At 34.5% G+C, this 24,006-nt stretch carries 21 protein-coding genes; 11 read left to right on the top strand and 10 right to left on the bottom strand.

The annotated features are described in order from the left end of the window. Positions 1-244 precede the first annotated feature (244 nt). Entirely contained in the window at positions 245-1,108 is an 864-nt protein-coding gene (locus tag Q5N69_RS04515) for a YicC/YloC family endoribonuclease (protein ID WP_304367662.1), read from the top strand. A 102-nt stretch (positions 1,109-1,210) separates the two neighbouring features. Here Q5N69_RS04515 and Q5N69_RS04510 read toward each other — a convergent pair whose 3' ends face one another. From Q5N69_RS04510 to Q5N69_RS04500, 3 genes are all read right to left on the bottom strand, one after another. Beyond that, complete coding sequence (locus Q5N69_RS04510) at positions 1,211-4,444, bottom strand: DUF748 domain-containing protein (protein ID WP_304367661.1); 3,234 nt, start codon at positions 4,442-4,444, stop codon at positions 1,211-1,213. A gap of 113 nt (positions 4,445-4,557) precedes the next feature. After that, complete coding sequence (locus Q5N69_RS04505; RefSeq protein WP_304367660.1) at positions 4,558-5,556, bottom strand: 1-aminocyclopropane-1-carboxylate deaminase/D-cysteine desulfhydrase; 999 nt, start codon at positions 5,554-5,556, stop codon at positions 4,558-4,560. 88 nt (positions 5,557-5,644) lie between these two features. Further along, positions 5,645-5,956 (bottom strand): BolA family transcriptional regulator, encoded by a 312-nt coding sequence (locus Q5N69_RS04500; RefSeq protein ID WP_304367659.1) that lies wholly within the window; start codon positions 5,954-5,956, stop codon positions 5,645-5,647. A gap of 305 nt (positions 5,957-6,261) precedes the next feature. Here Q5N69_RS04500 and Q5N69_RS04495 point away from each other — a divergent pair, with 305 nt between their 5' ends. Further along, positions 6,262-7,404, top strand: a complete 1,143-nt coding sequence (locus Q5N69_RS04495; RefSeq protein ID WP_304367658.1) for an MltA domain-containing protein — start codon at positions 6,262-6,264, stop codon at positions 7,402-7,404. Between the two features lie 75 nt (positions 7,405-7,479). Here Q5N69_RS04495 and Q5N69_RS04490 read toward each other — a convergent pair whose 3' ends face one another. Next, a complete protein-coding gene (locus tag Q5N69_RS04490; protein ID WP_304367657.1) occupies positions 7,480-7,932 on the bottom strand; it encodes a TlpA disulfide reductase family protein in 453 nt (150 codons plus the stop codon). Between the two features lie 205 nt (positions 7,933-8,137). On the opposite strand from Q5N69_RS04490, the gene Q5N69_RS04485 reads away from it, so the two are divergent. Then, complete coding sequence (locus Q5N69_RS04485; RefSeq protein WP_304367656.1) at positions 8,138-8,617, top strand: hypothetical protein; 480 nt, start codon at positions 8,138-8,140, stop codon at positions 8,615-8,617. A gap of 12 nt (positions 8,618-8,629) precedes the next feature. On the opposite strand, the gene Q5N69_RS04480 is transcribed toward Q5N69_RS04485, so the two are convergent. From Q5N69_RS04480 to Q5N69_RS04455, 6 genes are all read right to left on the bottom strand, one after another. Further along, on the bottom strand, positions 8,630-8,989 hold the full coding sequence (locus Q5N69_RS04480; protein ID WP_304367655.1) for a hypothetical protein: 360 nt from the start codon (positions 8,987-8,989) through the stop codon (positions 8,630-8,632). Positions 8,990-9,122: 133 nt separating this feature from the next. Then, positions 9,123-10,163, bottom strand: a complete 1,041-nt coding sequence (locus tag Q5N69_RS04475) for an XrtA/PEP-CTERM system-associated ATPase (RefSeq protein WP_304367654.1) — start codon at positions 10,161-10,163, stop codon at positions 9,123-9,125. Positions 10,164-10,167: 4 nt separating this feature from the next. Then, positions 10,168-11,745, bottom strand: coding sequence for a TIGR03016 family PEP-CTERM system-associated outer membrane protein (locus Q5N69_RS04470; protein WP_304367653.1), 1,578 nt, complete (start codon positions 11,743-11,745; stop codon positions 10,168-10,170). Then, positions 11,711-12,571: an XrtA-associated tyrosine autokinase gene (locus Q5N69_RS04465; RefSeq protein ID WP_304367652.1), complete on the bottom strand. Its 861-nt coding sequence runs from the start codon at positions 12,569-12,571 to the stop codon at positions 11,711-11,713. Before Q5N69_RS04465 ends, Q5N69_RS04470 begins: the two co-directional genes overlap by 35 nt. 3 nt (positions 12,572-12,574) lie before the next feature. Then, a complete protein-coding gene (locus tag Q5N69_RS04460; RefSeq protein WP_304367651.1) occupies positions 12,575-14,164 on the bottom strand; it encodes an XrtA system polysaccharide chain length determinant in 1,590 nt (529 codons plus the stop codon). 47 nt (positions 14,165-14,211) lie between these two features. After that, complete coding sequence (locus tag Q5N69_RS04455) at positions 14,212-14,853, bottom strand: XrtA/PEP-CTERM system exopolysaccharide export protein (protein WP_304367650.1); 642 nt, start codon at positions 14,851-14,853, stop codon at positions 14,212-14,214. A gap of 216 nt (positions 14,854-15,069) precedes the next feature. On the opposite strand from Q5N69_RS04455, the gene Q5N69_RS04450 reads away from it, so the two are divergent. From Q5N69_RS04450 to Q5N69_RS04415, 8 genes are read left to right on the top strand one after another with little or no spacing between them, the layout of a single operon-like run. After that, entirely contained in the window at positions 15,070-16,473 is a 1,404-nt protein-coding gene (locus Q5N69_RS04450) for a TIGR03013 family XrtA/PEP-CTERM system glycosyltransferase (protein WP_304367649.1), read from the top strand. 28 nt (positions 16,474-16,501) lie between these two features. Next, on the top strand, positions 16,502-17,704 hold the full coding sequence (locus Q5N69_RS04445; protein WP_304367648.1) for a TIGR04063 family PEP-CTERM/XrtA system glycosyltransferase: 1,203 nt from the start codon (positions 16,502-16,504) through the stop codon (positions 17,702-17,704). Beyond that, positions 17,704-18,831, top strand: coding sequence for a glycosyltransferase (locus Q5N69_RS04440; RefSeq protein ID WP_304367647.1), 1,128 nt, complete (start codon positions 17,704-17,706; stop codon positions 18,829-18,831). The genes Q5N69_RS04445 and Q5N69_RS04440 overlap by 1 nt, the downstream gene beginning before the upstream one ends. Further along, positions 18,812-19,333, top strand: a complete 522-nt coding sequence (locus Q5N69_RS04435) for a serine O-acetyltransferase (RefSeq protein WP_304367646.1) — start codon at positions 18,812-18,814, stop codon at positions 19,331-19,333. Before Q5N69_RS04440 ends, Q5N69_RS04435 begins: the two co-directional genes overlap by 20 nt. Next, positions 19,327-20,469: a glycosyltransferase family 2 protein gene (locus Q5N69_RS04430; protein ID WP_304367645.1), complete on the top strand. Its 1,143-nt coding sequence runs from the start codon at positions 19,327-19,329 to the stop codon at positions 20,467-20,469. Before Q5N69_RS04435 ends, Q5N69_RS04430 begins: the two co-directional genes overlap by 7 nt. Continuing rightward, complete coding sequence (locus tag Q5N69_RS04425; protein WP_304367644.1) at positions 20,469-21,632, top strand: hypothetical protein; 1,164 nt, start codon at positions 20,469-20,471, stop codon at positions 21,630-21,632. The genes Q5N69_RS04430 and Q5N69_RS04425 overlap by 1 nt, the downstream gene beginning before the upstream one ends. 16 nt (positions 21,633-21,648) lie before the next feature. Continuing rightward, a complete protein-coding gene (locus tag Q5N69_RS04420; RefSeq protein WP_304367643.1) occupies positions 21,649-22,647 on the top strand; it encodes a polysaccharide deacetylase family protein in 999 nt (332 codons plus the stop codon). Between the two features lie 2 nt (positions 22,648-22,649). Further along, positions 22,650-23,996, top strand: coding sequence for a phenylacetate--CoA ligase family protein (locus tag Q5N69_RS04415; protein ID WP_304367642.1), 1,347 nt, complete (start codon positions 22,650-22,652; stop codon positions 23,994-23,996). Positions 23,997-24,006 lie beyond the last annotated feature (10 nt).

Genomic DNA, 24,006 nt, shown 5'->3' with positions numbered 1-24,006 from the left:
ACACCTAATGAATGCTAATAACGTCGAGTAATTTAAGTACGATTATTTTATTACTCGATTTTTACAACATCAGTTATTCCTTCCAAAATAAAGGAATTTATTTCCTTAATATTCTACTGCTCGACACATTTTTAAATTCCTAACATTAAATAGTTAAAAGCTTGAATAAGAGAAGTACGAGCAATACTAGCGCCATTTACCTCATTCGGGCATAATTATACCAAATATTTTATTAGGCTAAATTATGATCCATAGTATGACTGCATTTTCACGTGTTGAGGTGAAAGGTGATTGGGGCAACGCCGTATGGGAAATTCGTAGCGTAAACCAACGATTTTTAGAAACATACTTTAGGCTCCCAGAGCAATTTCGTAGTATTGAACCTGTATTAAGAGAACGTTTTAGAAAGCAATTAAACCGCGGTAAAGTTGAATGTAACCTTCGTTTTAATGCTAATGCATCTGAAAAGAACAATCTAACGTTAAATAAAGATTTAGCACTTCAGCTTATTGAACATGCTGGTTGGATAAATGAACAAACACTCAATAGTAAACTTAATCCTGTTGAGATTATGCGTTGGCCGGGTGTTATGGAAGCTGAAGAAGCTGACATGAGTAAAATCCAAACAGAAATATTAGCTGGTTTTGATCAAGCCCTTACAGACTTTATTGCTGCAAGAGCAAGTGAAGGCGAAAACATGAAGCAGTTAATTGAACAACGTCTTGATGGAATAACTGCTGAAGCTGAAAAAGTAAAAGCTTTCATGCCTGAAGTTATTGAATGGCAACGTAACCGCATTATCGATAAATTCAATAGCGCTAAAATAGAACTAGAATCAACTCGTGTTGAACAAGAGTTAGTTTTACTTGCACAAAAGATGGATGTTGATGAAGAAATAGACCGCTTATACAGCCATGTAAAAGAAACCAAAAGTATTCTTAAAAAAGGTGGCGCTCAAGGTCGCCGTTTAGACTTTATGATGCAAGAGTTTAACCGTGAAGCAAATACACTTGGCTCTAAATCAATCAACTCAGATATCACAAACTCAGCTGTTGAATTAAAAGTCTTGATTGAGCAAATGCGTGAGCAGATCCAGAATATAGAATAGTTCATCGCTGATAATTTGATCTCAATGTTAAAAATCCTGTTGATTCAATTCAACAGGATTTTTTAGTTTTAGGAGATAGATTTTAACTATATAAAGTCTAGCTTAAACTGAAATTACCATTCTTGGTATTGCGTCTTTGCTGCTATCTATTTGTGGTGTACATAAAAGTATTCTGCCTGACTCAATTTGCGCTTGCTCTACAACGTGATCTTTAAAAGCTTGCTCGCGTTGGTCGCCTATATCTTTGAGTGTTTTGATTTCTTCAGGCGTTAACTTTTGTCCTACAGGTAAACCAATGTCGCCAGGTACGCTGATAGCACAAATTTTTACACGGGTATCTTTTCTATCTTTCATTAAAGCGGCAAACTGTTGTATGTATATTTGCTGCTTTTCATTAAGTTCTACTTGCTGAGGATCGTATGGAAGGTCTTCAAAACGCAACTTCAATATGAACTCTCCAGCCGTCATAGCAACCGATACTATGTTGGCGTATGGTACAAAGGTTGTCATTAAATAGTCTTGTGTAGCAGACATTACGGCTTTTTTGGTAATAAGTGCTATAAAGCTACTAATACCGAATGATGGCGATGATGTTTTACCTGATAAGGGTACATCAAGAACTAGATCACCATTACCATCTTTAAGCATACCTAAAGCAACATTGAAGGGGATGCCTACTTGGTCTTTCACTACGTTGACTTCGTCATTAGCTGCAGCTGTTTCAAGGCCATTTATATTGATATTAACGTCGCCATCTATTTCGTCGTCAACTAAGGTAACGTCGAGTTTTGTGTTTAATTGCCCACTTTTGAGAACAAGTTTTAATGCATCTTTCATGTAGGTAGAAACATCAGGTAAAGATAATTCGTTTAGGTTACCTTTAAGGTGATAAGTTTTTTTAGTGGCAAAAGGTTGGATAAAACCTTCGAATGCGAAGTTTGCGTATCTGTTACTTCTACCTTTTAACAATATAGGTGTTTTGTTATTGGCATTTTCTTTAATATTACTAAGTTTACCTACAGAAAGTTCATCTATCATGAAGCTGCGCTTATAAGTAGGATTTACACTATTATCAATGAAATTGATTTGATTGGTATTAATAACATTGATTGCATTTAAGCTAATGTAAAACGGCGCTTCGGTGCTAATTGGCTCGACAGGTTTCTCCTGCGCTATTTCTGTTTTCTTAGCTTTCTTTGATTTCTTAGTTTTTTTATTACTAACTACTTTCGTCGTTTTGTCTGCAACTTTTATTTCTTGAGATTCTTGTATAGTGGGTTCAGCTTTGTTGGCTGTTGCTATGTTAACTAAGTTAGCTAAGACTTTGTCTTTATTTAGAATAATATCGCCTTTGATTGTGTCGATATTAATTTCGTTCAGTGATAAAGCAACTGCTGAACCATTGATATCTGTTATACTTATGTTGTCGATGGTCGCAACAGGCGGTAGTTCCGTAGCATTGGTTTGTGAGAACAGTAGTTGCTTAATATTTAATGAATCTACAAGAACAGAAAGATCTGCTTGAATATTTCCTGTTGGATTATCTGATAATTTTGGCGATATATTACTTAGGTTTAATTCCTCAAAAAAGAGGATTTTAGGTAAGTTGGTGTGGTCAGCTTCATTATTCTCCGTAGATACTTCTGGTAATGCTTCTATAGAGGCTTTAGTTAAAATAAACTGAGCTTGCGCATCAATACTTTTTATTTGATCTTTTTGCTGCGCATTTTTACCCATATTTATAGAGAAGCCAGTCATACTATAAAGTAGGTTATCTAAATGAATGCGTTGCCCTTGAGTGTATGCAGCGAGATTTTTAGTAGTTAAATCTGTGCTGTTAACATTAACCTGTATTTCATTTTTAGGTAATGTATCAGTTCCTGTAAATTCATCTTGGCTTATGTCTACTGATAAATTATCAATGTTGTATAGCAAACTACCTAAGTTAACACGTTGTTCTTTTGTGTTAGCACTTAAGTTATTGGTTGATAATTGAGTTGCCTTAATCGTTGCATTAATTTTACTGGCAGGCGTCCCTTTGGGTTCTGTAGTGTTAAGTTCACTTTGGTCAATATTTACTGCAACTTCATCCATATTATAGGAAAAGTCATCTAAATGAACACTTTGCTCTTTGGTATCGGCTTTAAGGTTTGTAGTTGATAATTGAGTTTTGTGAATTGTCGCATTAATTTTATTCGCGGCAGTAGCTTGTGGTTGTGTAGGGTTTACTTCACTTTGATCAAAACTAACAGCCACACCGTCCATACTATAAACAAAATCATCTAGATTTATATTTTGCTCTGCGTTTTTCGCTTTTAAGTTGTTGGCAGTTAACTGCGCGTTATTAATTTTTGCTGTGATTTTACTTGCAGAATGTTGATCATCATCCGTTTTACTCATGCTAAGTGCCATGTCACTAATCACATACATTAAATTATCATAATTAATATGTTGTTCTTGAGCTTCTACAATAATGCTTTCAGTGGTTAATTTGGTATTTTCTATATTAACTTTTATAGCCTTATTGGTAATGGTGATATTTGGTGTGCTTGAAAAGGAAAATAAGCCACTCAGAGTTTCTACCGGTTGAATAAGATGGTTGATTTTATCAAGCGAATACTCACTTACATTGAGGGTACTATTAATATTGCCTTCATTGTTTTCTAAATTAAGTTGGCTGGTGAGATTTATTTTTGCATCATCAAGTAAAGACGTGAGTTCAATAGTTGCAGATTGCTGAGTTTGGCTTGCTTGAACATTACTTACCAGCAGTTTCTTTATATTAAACTCGTGAGCATTTCCGTCGACTAAAGCCGTTATTATTGCATTTGATAACAGTAAACTTTCAAGCTGAACTTCAAAAGCTGAAGGCTCTGTTGATACTTCTTCAGCTGATTCACTTGTATTTTCTTCTACTGCTAATTCTTCTTCACCAGCTTTAGACTCTTTAGGTGTGAGGTTAACTCCTGCAACAATCAGGTCATTCTGATTTTTATCTATTTTTACCAATACACCATCAATTAAAAATTCTTCTAACTCTATTATTTTGAAAGGTACTTTATGTAAGGCTATTTGTAATGCTAATTGATCGGTTTTAAATACCACTTCATTATCTTTGAATAGAACTAAATCGTTAATATCTATACGTGTTAGGAAGGGGTTGTAGCTGATATAAGCATCTTCAGATAAGGTTAATCCGTATTCAGCTAAAGGCTCTTTTGCAAAGTATTTAATAAGAGGAGAAGAAAGCACCCAAATTAAGCAATATAAAGTGAATACAGCGGCTGCAATTATAAATAATAGTCGTTTATAGAAAGGTAAAGCAGGTGATGACATGTAAAAAACCTTGGTAAATAGTGACTTAATTTAAGTGTGCTAATTTTATCAAAGGCGTTATTAAATAGCTTTATTCTTTTAGTGGTATTGTGATTAAAAACGCAACAAATTGTTTAGAATATCTCAGGGTATTTCCGTTTGTAACGAGGTAACATGGTTTGATTACCCACTAAGCCTCCTTGGTGAAGGTAGAAAATGGTTGTGGAGTTTTTATTTTCTTCTATTGAGAGTGTTTCCATATATTCTAGTAAATATTGCCAACCAATAGGGTCGTACAATAAATCAAACTCAATCTTTGTTTCTTGTAATAGTTGTTGCCATAGTTGGTAGTGGCTTTTTTCGAGCTTAGCAAAATGAAATTTCTTATTACTTTTCAATATTGTTGGCCAGTGGCTCTTATTGGTATTGAGTTGATAAAATTGCTGTTGTAGATAACTATCATCACCAACACAAGGGCAGGTTAATACTTCAATTGATATGTTGTTTTCTTTAAACCAGGTTTGTAAAAATAGTGCGGTAGTTCCTGTACCTGAGGGCAGCATTATTTGAATCTTATTGGGATGACTGAATAGACCATGATTAAGGCAATAATCCGATATTTCCTGCGCTAAAGTGTTAATGCCTATTTGCGCTAAAGAATGACGTCCACCTTCAGGGATAAATAAGTTGTTGTTTGATAGGCTTTTTGAAAATAAAGTCATGATGCTATCAAGGTTTTCAGTTTTTACTTTCGAATTAATATTCATGCTGTCGAGCAAAGCATCGTCTAATTCGATAATGTTTGCGCCCAAGGCTACTGCTTGCCCATAATTACCTAAAGTAGAGCCTTTTAACCAACTAGGGATGCGATTAACGTAGTAATCAAGCTGCCAACCTTTGAGGTAAGCTAAAGCAGCTAAAGAATATAATGAGTTGGCTTGAATTGAACCATAACTGACAAGGTGAGTGATACTATCTAAGTCTTGATTATTCTGAAGGTAATAAGCGAACTTACGCGCTTTATTACCTGAAAAATGGGTATTAAGTAGGTCATCACGCTTGATGTAAATTTTCTGTCCCGCGACACTGATTATTTCAATTGGAGATACAGATAAAGCTGCTGTAATCTTCATAATATCTCCATCTTCTGAATTGGCTTGAGTTTTGGGGTTGGTCTTTGCAAAGATAAAAAGAGTTAGTTAAAAGATAATAAAAGCTTTTTTAACCTTTAGAACCACCGGCACAAGCTGGAGAAAGTGTTGCTGTATGACCTTTGTCTTCCCATTCTTTTGGTGTGAATGTATGAAGCGCTAAAGCATGGATTTCGTTGGCAAGTTCATGAGCTAACAAACTATTTATTTTGCGATGTCTGCCTATTAATCGCAAGCCTTCAAAGGCCTCAGTAACGATAACCACTCGAAAATGACTTGTTGTAGAGCTCCCGCCATGGTTATGACTTTCGTTTTCAATTTCTAAAAATAATGGAGAGAATTCAGCTTGTAATTTTGTCTGTAAAGTATCTTCAATAGTCATAAGTTAGAACCAGTAAAAGTGCATTTATTTATAAGTACTCCATTATGCCAGTTTGTTGTTTTAGGAGCAAAGTAGAACAAAGCTAAAGCTATAAAACAATCTCGATGTTTACAGGCAAGGTGTTGATTTTATGTATTAATTCCAACTGATTTGGCATCGTCTTCTATACAAACAGAATTACCTGTTATCTGATATATGTCGTTAATTTTGTTGTTATTGTTTGAAACAAAATAGATCAATTAAGTAATGAAAAGGGTATTACTTTTAAGCTACTATGTTGATGAACACCTCACCTGGATTTTTTCATGCTAAATAAATTTTGTTTATTGTTATTTCTTTTATCTTCTAACTTTAGTGTTTTTAGTACTTCATATGCATATGAATTTGTTGAAGTTAAAGCTGATGAAAATGGTTTTGATCTGAATTTAGGTGTGCTGAAAAATTTCCAAGGTAGTCAGTTATGCTCTGTGGCTGAAAACACTAAGAATTACCTTGATGAACATAGTGCTGATACTTTTGGTGTTAAAGCTGGCGATGTTTTCGGACAAAATATCTCACTGGATCAAGTTAAATATACACTCAATTATATCTGTGAAATATATCGTGATGATATAAAGGCTCAAAGACCGAGCCGATTACATGATGCCAAATTTTTAAAGAAAAACTTTGTTTTTTATCGTTGGATGCCTGATGTGCAAACGGCAAAAGAAATAGCGATTAAAAGTACTAATGCAGTGAAATCTCGGATGTTGAATAATATTCCTGATGATAAGATTTTTTTAACTAAGTATTACACTAAAACCTTATCAGCAAGCCCGGTGAAAACAGATGAATATAACCAAGCACTTTATAAATTACCTTTTGATGAAAAAGATTTATCGCTTGAAGAAGCTGATAAAGATAAATCCTTAACGCGATTTAAGTTTACTCGCCAAGAGGTTATTGATGGTGCATTACTTAAAGATAACTTAGCCGAACCTTTGGTATGGATAAGTGAAGAATCACTACATGATGTTCTATTACAAGGTACAGGCGTACTTACGGTAAACGGCAAGTTACGTTACTTTAATGTTCATCGTAATAACGGTATTGCTTATGATTACAGCATAGGTAAAAGAGAGCAATCTCGTTATTGGTACTTTGCTGAAGTACCAAGCATTATGGGTTACGGTAAAACATTAGCGAGTAAAATTGCTGTTAAACCTCATGTCACTTTTGCCGGCAATGTGAAAGATCTTGGTTTGGGGAAGCTCTTCTTAGTGAGCTTTGTTGAGCAAGGGGAAAGAATAAGCCGAATGGGCGTTTTAGCTGATCAAGGTGGTGCTTTCGACGATAATTTATTTCAATTAGATTTATTGGTGGAAAGCTATAAAGGTTGGGAAGATTATCATCAAGCTAATAAAACTATGCCTGACTATGCGCAAGCCTGGTTGTTATTGAAAAAGTAATATTAGGTTAATTGTTTTAATAAGCAAAAATTATAAGCACGGCTACTTGTCCTATGAAAAAACGAAAGTGAAAGATTACTCTTTCATAAATTCTTGCAGTTCCGACTCATATGCTTTTTGCTTAGCCTCTGTAAAACCTATATGAGCATTAACGAGTTCACCATCTTTATTAAAAATGTAACTGCTTGGCATACCTTGTACTTTATATTGTTTAGCTAGCTGACCTTTTGGATCGTAAATAATTGAAAAGTTAGCAGGTGTTTTGGTTAAGAATTCAGTTGCGAGTTCTTTGTTTTGATCAAGATTAATACTAATTATTTTTAAATTATCATATTTACTTTGCATTTCGTTCATCCAAGGAAATGATTTACGACAAGGACCACACCAAGAAGCCCAGAAATCGACGTAAATAACATTGCCCTTATGTTGTTGCAATAATTCTTGTAACTGCTCAGGAGAAGACTTGGCGAAGCTGCTATTTGAAAAAGAAAGAAAAAGAAGAGCTAAAATCGGTAGAGATCTAAACATGATATTATCCAACATAAAGTTTGATGTTATTTAAACATGAGGCGGCATCAATGAAAAGTAACCTTTATCAAAACAAGAGTTTCGTATTTTTAAATAATAATGATTAACTAAGAAAATAAGCTAAAATAGTTACCGAAGTTATTGAATAAAATTACTTAAGTCCAATAAGAGTTAAGTGTATCCGTTTAAATTAGTGAGAAGTGAAATGAGTTTATATTCCAAACTATTTATTCCATTGTTAAGCTTAGTATGCAGCTTTAACGTAATGTCAGCACAAGAAAATGATTTGTCTGAACACCAAGAGTGGTTAAAGAATAAGTTTGCCGAACAACATAATAAATTAATTCCTGTTGTGGCTGTTGCCGATATGCTTTTTGCCTGCAATAAAAATAATGATCAAGGTTATGGTGAATACTCGTTAGATATTCTCATTACAAAGATGGATAAAACTCGATTAGCTGAGAAGTTGAGTAGTTGTTTAGGCGATGAATCGGTTAGCTCTGAACAAGCTATTAATTATGGCTTATTAGGCTGTTTTAGTGATCAACTGAATGATTTACCAGCTAACGAAAAAGCAGAAAGAATGACCTTAGTTAGAAAGGCTATAAATTCACTTTCTTTAGATGAGAAAAAGAAAAGTTTTACACAATGCGTAACAGATCAGTCTATTTCATATTTAGAGTAGATGATTGGGTTGTTATTTAGGTTTTTGTTCTCGATTAAATGAACTTGGCAAAATATCTACACCTACTAATCGTCCTACTTTTATTAAGATAGGAATTGTGATCGGAGCAAAAGGTAATACTGCGAAAACGCCTAGACCTAGTCCTTTTAAAATATCGACCAATTGTTTGTTAGCTAAAACTATTTCTTCAGGAGTAGCTTGTCTTCTCGTGTATTTCCTATAAATACTAAGCATTTCTTTGGTTTCGGCTTTCTCTTGAGACAGTGCTAACTTTAAACGGATCATTTGGCGTTTTAATCTCGAGTAAGTACGTCTTCGACTTATCGATGTTACTCGAATTGGAGCTCTAACAAAATGGATCCATACTTTCATGTTAAGTAATCTCGTTACATCCAAAGGTTAAGCGGGTGTGTTTGATTTGAAGTGACATTGTTGGTGATTTATAAGTAAGCTTAATGTGCAAATAAAAAATGAGCTTAAATCAAAGCTCATTTTTAATATTTCTTTATTCTTTATCTTCAAAGTTTGTTTCAGCATATAGCCTATTTTTATGCTTTAATAACTTGTCGACGTATCGAGCCATCTTGATTTTTTGCTTGATAGAAGTCTCTAATATTTCTTCAACTTCACGTAAAACATCTTTAATGTTTTCTACTTTCTCAGTCGAATTTACAACAACCTGTTGTTGCTGTGACGGCTCATTACTTTCAAGTGTATTGTTGTTAATAGAACCGGTTAGTTCCATTTCCATTTCTACAGCAACTTCTTTAATGGCATTTTCATCAATACAGTCTAACTCTTCTAGAAAACCAAACAGTAAAAGGCGATCGACAAAAATGTTGATCTTTCTTGGTACACCTAATGTTTTTTCATGAATAATGCCAAAAGCTGATTCAGAAAATACATTTTCTCGTGTACAACCCGCTTGCTGAAGTCGATGGTTAATATATTCTTTAACTTCATCTTCTGTTAGCGGCTTAAGATGAGCTGAAGCTATAATTCGTTGTCTAAATTGCTCCATTGTAGGTGCTTGAATAATACCTTTAAGCTCTTCTTGTCCAAGTAAAAAACTTTGGATAAGCGGTTTATTATCTAACTGAAAATTAGATAACATTCTTAACTCTTCAACTGTTTCTAACGGTAAGTTTTGTGCTTCATCAACGAGCAGTAAAGCTTTTTTACCTTGTTGATGTAAAGAGATCAAAAACTTTTCAATAGCTTGTAGTAATTCCGCTTTGCTGTCGCCTTTAGATTGAATATTAAATTCAGAAATAACTAATTCTAATAGTTCAACAGGGTTAAGCTTTGTGGTTACTAATTGTGCCGCAACAATTTTAGAGTCACTAATGTTATTTAATAGGTTACGGGCTAATGTTGATTTCCCTGTACCTATAGGTCCAGTAATAACAATAAATCCTTCACCTTGATCTAATCCATATTGTAGATAAGACATAGCTCTTTGATGATGATTAGAAGCGAAAAAGAAGCGTGGATCAGGACTTAACTGAAATGGACGCTCTTTAAATCCGTAATAACTCTCGTACATGCTGCTATAAAACCTTTTTCAATTCGAAACTGATACGATTCTCTTTATACACAAAATCTGCAAAATTAGAGGCTCTGTTCAAATGCGATACACTTACATCAAACGTTAATGTTTTATTAAGCTCTCGATTGTAACTCATTTTGTAGTATCTATATTGGCTATTTCTTTCTTGTGGAAAACCTATCACATCATCCGTTTTAGTGTATGTAGCGCTAAGATCTACAGAAGAATAACGGCTAACATCTCTAGAAACAGTGAAGTCTAATGATTCTCTTAAACTTTTTATTTGTGTTGCTAAATTTTCTCGATCACTTCTTTCTGCGTTTAGAGCAAATGTGGTACGTCTAAGGTTTAATACTGAATTCCAGCTGAAAGTTTTATATAAAGAGAAAGATTCGTCCTCTGTAATAACTAATGGAATATCTTGTTGTGGGTCATTAATGAGTGCTTCTTGCAGTAACGCAAAGCAATCTGTAGTCGCATCGCTAAATGAACATAGATCACCACCAATCAGAAAATTAAGGTTATCACGTGTAAATACCTGAAGAGATTCATTGTACGTAATGGTATTAGTTAATCGTTTATTTGAATGCGTTAGATTAAAGCTATAACTGTCGCCATAAAAGCGTTGTGAAACACCAGCATTTAGTGAAGTGCGTTGTGTTGGTTGCCAACTCAAATTTACATCGTAGTAATTATCTTGTTCTTCGTCACTGTCTGTCGAATCATCATCAACAGGTATATTGTAAGATAGATCAAGCGTTAGCCTTGTTGCCATTAACCATCTGAAACCAGCACCATATGAGTTAGATTCTGAAGTTGTTCCATTTCCTACATTTCCAGAATTACCTTCATCGTAATAGCGAATAAAAGGGTTGAATTTGTAAGGAGTAATGTAACCAACTTTAAATTCACTTTGATAAGAGCGACCGTCGCTACTGTTATTCTCTCTTTCTAGATAGTTATTGGTGATGTCCCAAAAAATAGGGGCTGAGTTTGAGCCGCTTCTAGAATTGAGTATTGCAGAATAACCTTCACTTTCACCAATACCATCTTCAGACTTAGTGATGTTATAGATTAAATTAGTGTCTAAACTGTATTTACTATTATCAATTGAATATGCGAGCCCGCCTGAATACCTTTCAACTTGAATGGTGTCACCGAAAACGATATCAGCATAGATGTTATTAACTGTATTTCTTGGCTCGTTGTTGATTGATGCGGTACCAATAAGTGACAAACCGTTTGTCCACAACTGCACTTCAGCATTACTAGTTAAATTATAGTAGATGTCATTAAAAGCACTGTCATGGCTATATGTAGCGTTTATAGCTTCAAAATCAATATTATAAGTCGTGCTAGCGCTCTTATATTTTGTAACCAAGCCTAAACTGGTTTGATTAACAAAGCTCGATTCCTTATCCTGACTGTCATAATTAATGTTATCAGAATAAGTTTCATTTGTTTTTATTGACGGCTCAAAAGTCCACTCATTAGCAGAAACTAATGAGGGAGTTAATAATAAAGCCGCTAGTAAATAAACGTGATTATTTTGAACCATACCCATAGCCGTAATAGCCATACATATCCTTATGAGATTTTATTGCTTTATTTAAGACAATACCTAAAGCTAAATCATCACTTAAGTTTTCAGTAGCTTTTTGAATATCAGAAAGTTGTGTTTTTGATTCTTCAACAACGACAATTGCCTGTCCCATGAGATTAGCAAGTACAAGAGTTTCAGTCACACCAATTAATGGCGGGCAATCAAAGATGACGATTCTATCAGGATAACGCTCAGCTAGTTCTTTCGCTAACGATTCCATCTTGTCACTAGCAAGTAATTCGTTCGACAAATGGTGAGGTTCACCTGCTGGAATAATTTTTAACTTATCTATGTTGGTATTGTAGATAATATCGCCAATAGTTTCTTTTTGACCAAGTAAATATTCAATCAAACCAGGAACATTACCAAGACCTAATTCTCGGTTGATACTTGGTCTTAGTACGTCAGCATCAATAAGCAACACGGTTTTATCTTGCTCAAGAGCTATACTCAATGCTAGGTTTATCGAAACAAAAGTTTTACCTTCATTAGGCTTAGAGCTACTTACCATAACTAAGTTACTGTTATCTAATGTTTTAGATGCAGCGCCGAAAGCATTGTTTAATAGCTTACGCTTAATCTGCCTAAACTCATCTTTAATGCTTTTTCGAGTACCGTTATCAATCAAATATCCTCTTTCTTCAAGAGATTCTTTGTCTAAGTTAAGTGTCTCTGCATGGCTACTTGAAACTTGCTGAGTTTCTTCGCCAGAAGTTAAAGTTACTTCTTCTTGAGAAGATACTTCAGTAGAAGATGTTTCAGTATTATTTTGTTTGGCTAGTGCTTTTTCTATAGTGCTCATAAGTTACATTAACCCTCTTAATGGTGCTTTTATTGCTTCAGGGTAAAGCGCATAAGCTAAAAATACGGCTAGTAGCATTAACAATAATACATTTGAAAGTATGAAGATTAAGGTTTTCTTCCTATGCCATTTCTGCAGTCCTAAGTTTTCTGAGGCCGAAACTATACCGAAAATAGGAATACCGGTTAGTCTTGCTACTTGGCTACTTGACGTAACAACAGGGTTTATTTGGCTAACAAGAAGAGATAATCCAGTACCAGCACCTACCCCTAAAAATAGAATAGCTATTGTAAATAAAATACGTTTTGGCCCAACAGCTTCTGAAGAAACTCTTGGTGGCTCAATCACATTGAATTTTATTTTACTATTAGAATCATCAGCCTGTTTGGCTAACTGAGCTGTTTCTCTTCTAGTTAGTAGTTCTTCATATTTTTCTTTAGTAATATTATACCCACGATTTAGAGCCACTAATTCAGCTTCTATTTCAGGTAAAATATGAATCTTACTTTCAAGGTCAACTACTTCTTTTCTGTAGTTTTCAGCTCTAACAGTAAAAGAGGCAACTTGAGTTTCTAGCTGATTAATCTGCATCAATATACCTTGAGTAACCGGGCTTTGACTTGATGAATAGCTTGCATTCTCATTTGAAGAATCATTCAGGTATTGCTCAATTTCATCACTTCGTTGTTTTGTTAAATGAGCTAATCTATTCTTGATTTCTTTAACATCAGGATGTTTTTCAGTATACCTAACTAATAAGCTATCTAATGATGCTTCCAATTCTGATATACGTTCATCATATGTAGTTTCAATGGAGTTATTATTTTTGATGTTATCAGAAGTTTTATTAGATTCACTATTTTGATCAGGCAGTTGTGCTTTAGCTGATGCAAGTTGAGTTTGTGTTTCTAATAAGCCTAGTTCAATAGATTTTAATTGATCTTTAGCAATGGTTAATTTCTGATAGTAACCACCATATTGGTTAGGTAATACATCATTATATTTTTGCTTAAAATCTGTTAAACGGCTTTCAGCAGCAAGTAGACGACTCTCGTAATCATTTATTTGCGTTGTTAAGAATTTTTGTGCTGAATCAGAGTCGTTTCTGTTTTCACCAATCGTGGTTTCAATGAATACAGTTAATACAGCTTGTACAACATCTCTAGCCATTTCAGGATCTTTATCTTCAAAAGATATGCGGAAAATGTTTTGACGTTTTCCTCCTGTCTTTTTGATGATAATGCCTTCTTTTAAAGCATCTATAAGACTTTCGTATTCTTTGTCGCTATTTACTCGTACGTCAAAGTCAGTCATGCGAGTAATACGCTCAAGATTGGTTCTGCTTAATAACGTTTTAACCATAAGCTGAATCTGTGCTTCTGTATTGGTTTCAACAGTTATACCTTTAAGTAAAGGACCTAGGATAGACTGTGTATCAGCAAATACAATTGCTTCAGATTCATAGACATCATCAAGTTGTGCAACAAAAATCCATCCAATAGGGCAAATTATCCACGTACATAGCATTAAATATCTACGTTTGTTCCAAATACCTTTTAGATAATCTACCGCTTGTTCAATTATTTCTTGCATTCCCTACCTCTAAATATGGAATAAAATATTACTATTAAACTTTTCATTTAAAACCATGTTTCAGGAATAACAATAATATCACCAGGTAACACGTCAACATTAGCTGATATTTGTCCATTCTTTATTAAGTCATCAATAAATATTTGATATTGTTTTTGAACGCCATCTTCTACACGAACCAATACTGAGCTATTACCATTAGCAAATTCAGTTAAACCGCCAACACCAATCATCACATCAAGTAAAGTCATATGTTGAGTGTAGTTAATTGCTCTAGGTGTTGAAGCTTCGCCAATGACTCTTATTTGTTCACTAAAAGGACCGTTGAATTGATTTACCGTAACGGTAACTACAGGTTCTTTTATATAAGTACTTAAGATACTTTCAACCGTTCTAGCTAATTCTGTTGGAGTTTTACCCGATACTTCAATGTCTTCAACAAGAGATGTTGTGATCATGCCATCAGGTCTTACGGTAAATGTTCCTGAAACTTCAGGGTTACGCCACACAAAAATATTAACTACATCACCTGCGCCAATCAGGTATTTGTATGAAGCTACGTCAGTAGTTGTTGAGGAGTGAACTGTCGCTGAAGGAAGTGTTGAAGTAGTAGAAGCACAACCCGAAAGAAGTTGAGCGACCAATAAAAATCCAGTAAATATTATTCGTTTAATTAAGCAATTATCCATGGTTGCAACCTTTATTATCAAAACCAAATTTATATACATAGTTACAATTGTATTTGATTTCTAACTCGGATGCACATTATTTAAGTGATGTTAAACTTTAACGATATTGATACTATATATTGATGTATCTTTACATTTGCCACGCTATCAATTGTAATACGCGCAAATTCTAAAAGTTTTAGCATACCCATAGTATAAAAGGAAAGTTTAGAACCTATGTCTAGCCCTAATTTTCGAGATATGTCATCAGGAAGTCAAACCATTGTTTTAGTTGAATTAATTTTATTCTCAGGTTCTTTTCTCCTCACTGTTTATATCAATAATTTGTACAATTTAATTCAAGATGCATCTATTACAACAAAGGCGCTTTTTATCCATGCCGTAGTCTTTGCATTAATTATACAATTATCTTCACTTGCTTTGGGTTTGTATGATTCTAAATTAAGAGAAAACTTTAGAGGGGTTGCTCGCAGACTTTTGGTCTCTATCGCTGTTGGTTTTTTTATCGTAACACTTATAAATCCTTTTTATGGGGACAATGCTTTACCCGTAAATATATTGGCCATTTCATCTTTACTTAGTCTTATTTGGGTGGGTTTTTTTCGTTATCTCACTTTGAAACTAGATTTTTTTGGCTTTAATAAGCGGAAAATTTTAGTTTTAGGTGCTGGTCAACGAGCTTCTATTATTGAAAAACGTATGAGAAGGGATGTTGATCGACAAGGTTTTCATGTACATGGTTTTATTGTCATGGAAGGTGACCTAGATGTCGGTGTCGTTAACGAGAACCGTATTGAATTTGATGGCTCGTTAGTTAACTACATTCTTGAAAATGAAATTGATGAAATTGTTGTTGCTAGTGATGAAAGAAGAAATAACCTACCTGTCGATGAACTTTTTGCCTGTAAAATTCGTGGTGTAGAAATTACTGAAATATTAGACTTTATCGAGAGAGAAACAGGGCAAATTGCTGTTAATCTTATTTATCCAAGTTGGGTTATCTATTCAAACGGTTTTGCTTCAGCGAATCATTTACGAAATACTTTAGATTGGATATTCAATGCAAGTATGGGCTTTGTGTTATTACTTTTCACTTGGCCCGTTATGTTGATCACTGCGCTTTTAATAAAACTTGATGAAGGATTAAAAGCTCCTATTTTTTATTTACAAGAGCGTGTAGGTTTAGATGGACAAGCTTTTAATATTTATAAATTTCGTAGTATGAGACTTGATGCCGAGAAAGATGGCGCACAGATGGCTCAGTTAAACGATGATAGAACTACTAAGATTGGTAAATTTATCAGAAAATATAGAATTGACGAATTACCACAAATTTATAATGTAATTAAAGGTGATATGGGGTTTGTTGGTCCTAGACCTGAAAGACCAGAGTTTGTTCAACAATTGATTAAAAACATTCCTTATTACAATGAAAGACACAATGTTAAACCCGGCTTAACTGGTTGGGCTCAGTTAAAATACCCTTACGGTTCTACTGAAAAGGATTCATTAGAAAAACTGAAATACGATTTATATTATATAAAACATCGTAGTTTTTTATTAGATTTACTTATTTTGATCAGAACAGTTGAAATAGTTTTATTTGGTAAAGGTAGGTAACCGTTAGGTTAAATTATAAGGCTTACATTTGAAAATTTTACATATATTAGAATATTCACGTCCCAACATCAGTGGTTATTCATTACGATCTGATGCCATTATTAGGCATCAAAGAAAGTTGGGCGTTGTTACTAGGCAGATTACAAGTCAGCGATATCAAGACTTCAAGGAAATGGAAGAAAATGTAGATGGAGTTATATACGAACGTACTCAAGCATCGAAGTCATTCCTCACTAAAATACCGTTTGTAAACTATCTTCATCACATCAATCACTTAGCTAAAAGAATAGAGCAAGCTGTGATTGCAGATAAACCAGATGTTATTCAAACGCATTCACCTATGTTTAATGCATTAGCCGCAATCAAAGTAGGTAAGAAATACAATATACCTGTAACTTATGAAGTAAGAGCATTATGGGAAGATGCAGCGGTTGATACAGGAAAAACTACTGAAGGTAGCTTAAAATACAAAACAATCAAAGCTATCGAACAAAGCGCCTTTGATAAAGCTGATGCGGTAAGTTGTATCTGTAATGGCTTAAAAGAAGACTTAATCAAACGTGGCATCCCTGAATCTAAGCTTTATGTTACGCCTAATGCGGTTGATATTGATAACTTTAAACCGTTATATAAACGTAATGATATGTTGGAAAAGTCTTTAAACCTAGAAGACAAAAAAGTGGTTGCCTTTATAGGTACATTTTTTAAGTATGAGGGTTTATCTTATGCTATTGATGCCATAAACATTATTGCGAAAACTCGAGATGATATCCATCTTCTACTTGTAGGTGCAGGTAATGAGCTAGACAATTTAAAGAAACAAGTTTCTGCGTTAAATTTAGATAAGTTTGTAACTTTTGTTGGCCGAGTGCCTTTTGAAAATGTTGGAGACTATTATAGTTTAGCTGATGTTATGGTGTTTCCTCGCGAAAGTATCAGATTAACAGAACTAGTGACACCACTTAAACCTTTAGAATCTATGGCACAATTCAAGCCCGTTATTGCTTCAGATATTGGTGGGCACCGAGAGCTTATTGAACACAATAAAACAGGTTTTCTTTTTGAAGCCGATAACTCTGATGCGCTAGCTAATACCATTTTAAATGTAATTGATGATGCTGAGCTATTAACCAAAATAAGTGAAGCTGGATTAGTTTTTGTTACTGAAGAAAGAAATTGGTTAAATACAGCAAAACAGTACCTTCCTGTTTATGAGAGACTGTCTAAGTAATGCCTGCGCAAAGTAAAAATGTATTAATCATTACTAACTTGTACCCAGTACCTTGGGGACCGAACCGCGCAAGTTTTAATAAGCAGCAGTTTGACCTATTGAGCAAGAGTAGCGATGTTAAAATTGTATTGTTACTCCCTTGGGCTGAATGGTTTAAAAATCGCTCAGCGTGTAAGTCGAGTAATAATCTTCAATATTGTCCATATTTTTATATACCTAAGATAGGTCGAAGATTGGTACCTTTTTTTCAGGCATTTTCATTGTTCTTTATGTTGCCTTGGATGAAGAAACACAAGCCAGACGTTTTATATACATCATGGGGATTTCCTGATGCTGTAGCATCTTCTATGATTAATAAATGGTTAAAGTTGCCTTTATTCGTAAAAGTTCATGGCACTGATGTTAATGAAAATACTTTATTTCCCTCGAGACGCAAACTTATTAAAAAGTGGCTTTCAAATGCCGATACCATCTTTTGTGCTAGCCAAGCTCTAGCTAATTCTCTTGAAAACACAGGCATTGCTAAAGAAAAATTATTAGTGAATTACAATGGCGTAAATCGCGAAATATTTTACCCAAGTGAGCAATTGTCTAAAGAAAAACGTGTCATATTTGTTGGTAGCTTGATCCCTACTAAAGGAGTTAATGAATTAGTTTCAGCTTTTGAAAGTGTACAAGCAAAAAATCCTGATGTGATTTTAGACATTATTGGTGAAGGTCCCTTAAAAGAATCTATTCAAGAACGTGCTTTATCGCATAACTTAAATATTAATCTACATGGTTCAATTCCTTTAAATGTTGTTGCTGAAAAGGTGAGAACCAGCTCTTTACTTGTTTTACCAAGTTATCGAGAAGGTGTGCCTAATGTACTACTTGAAGCTTTTGCATGTGGTATTCCTGTTGTTGCTACTACTGTAGGCGGAATACCTGAGGTGGTGACAGAAGATGTGGGCTTATTGGTTGAATCTAAAAATACAATTCAGCTAGAAAAGGCAATCACAGAAGCGCTTATTGCGGATTGGGAGTCTAGTAAGATTTTGCAGCACTCAAGTAGGTTTGATTGGCAACAAAACGTAGAATGTGTTCTACAAAGAATGGAAGCAGCTAATGCAATACCTAAAAAGTGATATAAAACGTAAACAGCAAATATTGATGAGTGAAGGTTATCAAGTATCTACTTTTAGAACATTAGTGAGTGATGGTACTTCAGCTAACTTTTTTTATAGAGCTACTCAGTTCTTAATGAAGTGTCGCTTATCTCCAGTCGCATTAATTACACTCTGGTTGAATAGAGTGATTAATGGGTGTGTTATTGGCGCTCAAGCTACATTCGATAAAGGTTTTGTTATAATGCACCCTGTAGGTGTCGTTATAAACTCGAAAGTACGTGGCGGAACTAATATTACCGTTGAAAGCGGTGTAGTTATTGGCGACGAAAAAGGGAAAGCTCCGCTATTAGGGAATAATATTTTTATTGGCGCAGGAGCGAAAATTATTGGTGGTATTACTATTGGTGACAACGTTAAAGTTGGCGCTAATGCAGTTGTAGTTAAAGATGTGCCTAGCAACGTAACTGTTGTTGGTATTCCCGCAAGAATAATTAATAAACCTCAGGAAGAAAAATGCTAACCCTATTTTGGATCTCTTTAGCTCTATTGGCGTATTCATATTTTATTTTTCCTTTATTGCTGAAAGCTTTTGTTACTCCAAAAAGTATCGAAAGTACTGATGTTAAAGAATACCCTGATGTTGATATCATTATTGCAGCGTATAACGAAGAGTCATGTATAAAAGAACGCATTGAAAATGCATTAGCTCAAAATTATGCTGGTAAATTGAATGTCCTTGTTGCTTCAGATGGTAGTAAAGATAATACCGGAGCTATTATTACAAGCTTCACTGATCCAAGAGTTAAAGCATTTAACTTTGAAGAGAACCGTGGGAAAATCTCTATTCTTAATGATCTAGTCGCGGAATCTCAAGCTGAATTTTTAGTTTTTACTGACGCTAATACCGAATTTGAATCTAATGCTGTTGATATACTTATTAAAAGTTTTTCAGAGAAAACGGGTGCAGTTTCCGGTGAGCTTGTATTAATTACTGATGATGGTAATCAAAATAAAGATGGCTTGTACTGGAAGTACGAACAATTCCTTAAAAAATGTGAATCTGCTCTAGGTGGTATATTAGGCGCCAATGGTGCCATTTATGCTATTCGAAGAGAGTTATATATTCCTTTATCTAAAGACACCATTGTTGATGACTTTTGTATAGCCATGAATGTTAAAAAGCAGGGCTATGATGTTTTATATAATGACAAAGCTATTGCATCTGAAGAAGTTGCTCCGTCTTTGAATGATGAAGTGGGTCGTAGAGTTCGAATTGGAGTCGGAAACTATAAAGCCTTTAATAGTAATTTATGGGCATTGTCTCCAACTCAAGGTTGGTTTAGTTTTTGTTATTGGTCTCATAAAGTTTTTCGATGGTATGCCCCCCATTTAATGGTTTTAGTATTTATATCTAATTTGTTTCTATTAAGTAGTCCTTTATATATGAGTTTGTTAATTGGGCAAATCGCTTTTTATGCAACAGGGTGGTATGGAACGAAGAAGATCAGTCAAGGTATTAAAGTCGGTAGTATAGTCGCTATTATTAGCTTCTTTTTATCTATGAATACAGCATTAGGAAAAGGCTTTTTACTCTTTTTAAAAGGCCAGAAAAACGGTGGCTGGCAACGCACAGCAAGACAAGGAGAAACTAAATAATGTTAGGTTTTATCACTGTAGTATTATTGTTAGCCGCAAGTGCTTTATTTTGGCTAGTATTAAAAAAGAAAAATATGGAAATGTGGTTTTTTCCTTATTTAAAAAATAGATTAAACAATCCCAAAACAGATAAACCTATACATGTTTTATTTTGTTTTGTAGACCATTTCGAACCTCAATGGAAAAATCGCGATAACATTGAATTAGAACGTGAAAGAGTAGATCGCTGGTTTAAAGATTACCCTCTAATGGCCGAGCAACATAAAGATGCAGATGGTGTAATGCCACAACATTCGTTTTTCTATCCAGAAGAAGAATATAGGCATGAACATTTAGCTAAATTATCAGACATGTGTTATCGCGGTTTTGGCGAAATAGAAATACATTTACATCACGATAATGACACACCAGAAAACTTCACTAAAGTGATGACTGATTTTGCTAATAAGTTACATCATGATCATGGTGCATTACCTGTTCATCCTGAAACTGAGCAAATAATGTATGCCTTTATCCATGGTAATTGGTCACTTGATAATTCACTACCCGATGGTTATATGTGTGGTATTGATAACGAACTCGCTTTGTTAAATCAAACAGGGTGTTATGTTGATATGACATTGCCTGCAACACCAAGTCCAGCACAAACCAGTAAGATCAATTCGATTTATTACGCAACCGGAAGACCTGGTAGGTGTAAAAGTCATGACACTGGCGTTGACGTTGAAGTGGGTAAAGAAGAGTCCGGTGATATCATGTTAATTCAAGGGCCTATCGGAATAAACTTTAAGTGGCGAACGGCAAAAGGTTTACCGCATGTAGAAAATGCTGACGTGAGAAAAGCATGCCCACCACTGAAAAGTAGAATTGATCAATGGGTTAGTTCGCATATACATGTGAAAGGTCGACCAGAATGGACGTTTATAAAAGTGCATACTCATGGTACTCAAGAAGCTGATATGGATACCTTGCTTGGTCAACCTAGACATGACATGCATACCTATTTAGAAACGAAATATAATGATGGTGAAAATTACATTCTTCATTATGTATCAGCAAGAGAAATGTACAATATTGCTAAAGCTGCAGAGGCTGGTAAAGACGGCAATCCTAATGAGTACAGAGACTTTATTTTAGCTAAACCGACATTTAAACAGCTATAGCTGTAGAGGAGCTCGGATGCTTACAAATGTTAAACATGCAGTCGGTAGATATATAGCTAATGCAGTTCTGCCGAATGGACTTTATTGTTTTAACTATCACCGGATAGGCGAAGCTAGCCTAACTGAGTATGATCCTAATGTTTTTAGTTGTGATGAAACTAATTTTGCTGAGCATATGGAATATATTCAGCAGCATTTTACTGTTATTACTCTTGATGACATTTCTATAATACTTGATGGAAAAATCCGAGATAAAAGGTACGCATTAATTACTTTTGATGACGGCTATATTGATAACTACAGTAAAGCATTTCCTATTTTGTTAGAAAATAAAATAACGGCAACTTTCTTTTTAGCTACTAATTTCATGAATAATGCTGAAATTCCATGGTGGGATAGAATTGCTTACCTAGTTCGTCATGCTCAAGTTGATGAAATTAAACTTAATAATTGGCCTGATAGCATTACTCTTTCTAAAGAAGATGTGCCTACAAGTATTAGAAAAGTGCTTGATGTTGTTAAAATAAATAATGGTTCAACTATTGAAGAAATACTCATAGAGCTAGAGCAAAAATTACAAATACCTGACTCTAAACTTATGGACCAAGAGCCTCTATTCATGACTTGGGATATGGCAAGAGAAATGAGCGCCGCAGGTATGGAGTTTGGCTCACAAACTTGTAGTCATAGAATCATGTCTCATTTAAGTGTCGAAGAACAAGATTATGAAGCAAAAACTTCCAAAGAACTGATAGAAAAAGAGCTCAATACAAGTATTAAAGCTTTTGCTTATCCAGTGGGTGGCAAAGATAGTTTTACTCAAGAGACAGTCAGAATCATAAAGAAATATTACCAAATATCATTTTCTTTTATTTCAGGCATAAATACCTCTAAAAACTTGAATGAATTTTGTATTGAAAGAATATCAGTCGATAGCAATTGTAACGCCACACAATTGTCCCATAAGTTATTAAAGCTTTTATTAAAAAAAGTACATAAAAGTGTTTGGAAGTAGAAATGAATTATAAGAAATTTTTTATTAAAGTGTTGTTCCCTTTTTATTACACAACCTTGAAAAAAAGCAATGTTGTAGAAAAGGTTAATGAGGCGAATGAACGTTTAAGTTGGAAGCAGGACGAACTTAAAGCTTATCAATGGCAACAACTTGAGAAACTCCTCCACTTTTGTTGGAACAATGTACCTTACTACAAGCGAGTTTGGCAAAGTATCGGTATCGAATCAGTAGAACAAATAGACAGCCTCGAGAAATTTTCAACATTACCTGTATTAACTAAACAAGATGTTATGACCTACTATGACGAGCTTGTGCCGGCATGTAATAAAGCAACAAACATAAAAAAATCTACAGGCGGCTCTACAGGGCAACCTTTTCATTTTGAGTTAAATATGGAAAGCCATGAAGCCAGGTTAGCTATCGCCTGGCGCGGGTATGGTGAAGTCGGTGCTGATTTAGGTACTAAAGCTGTATATTTATGGGGTGCTAGTTTAGGTAAGGTATCTGCATTTCGTCAGCTTAAAGAAGATCTTTATCACCGTTTTTTCAATAACTACATGCTTAACTCTTTTGAAATGAACAGCAGTAATATTGATGAATATGCCAAGCGTATCAATAAAATAAAACCTGATGCGATTGTAAGCTACGTAAATCCTCTTGTTGAATTGGCAAAATATATTATCGCTAACAATATCAAAATGCATCAGCCAAAGACTATTGTTACAGGTGCTGAAGCTCTTTATGAACATCAAAGAGAACTCATCGAAAAAGCTTTTAATTGTCCTGTGCATAATACTTATGGCTGTCGTGAAGTGATGCTTATCTCTTCTGAATGTAAAAAACAGCAAGGCTTGCACATCAACATTGATCAACTCGTAGTTGAAACTCTTGTTGATGGCAAAAGTGTAATGGGTGAAAGTGGTGATATTGCCATAACTGACCTAACGAATTACGGAATGCCACTTGTTCGATATCTTAATGGTGACTGCGCAACCTTATCTCATGAAACATGTGACTGTGGTAACCCGCTACCTATGATGAACTCTGTTGATGGAAGGAAGTTAGACATTATAAAATGTCCTAATGGTCAGTTACTTCCAGGAGAGTTATTTCCACATATGTTTAAAGATTTTTCTTGGATTGCAAAGTTTCAAGTTGTACAAACAGAGTTAGAATCTATTAACGTAAAAATTGTACTTAATGATCAAAGTACATCGCCAAATTTTCAGCCGATAGAGAAAATAATCAATAAATATTCGGAAGATAGTTTAGCCATTAATTTTGATATTGTGGATGATATTCCTCTAACTCCTTCAGGTAAAAGACGAGTAACAGTGTGCAAAATATAGAAAGCACATC

Source organism: Pseudocolwellia sp. AS88 (genome assembly GCF_030551755.1).
Classification (GTDB): Bacteria; Pseudomonadota; Gammaproteobacteria; order Enterobacterales; family Alteromonadaceae; genus Pseudocolwellia.
Note: the sequence above shows the minus strand (reverse complement) of the source record. Positions and strands in the feature narration are given on the sequence as shown.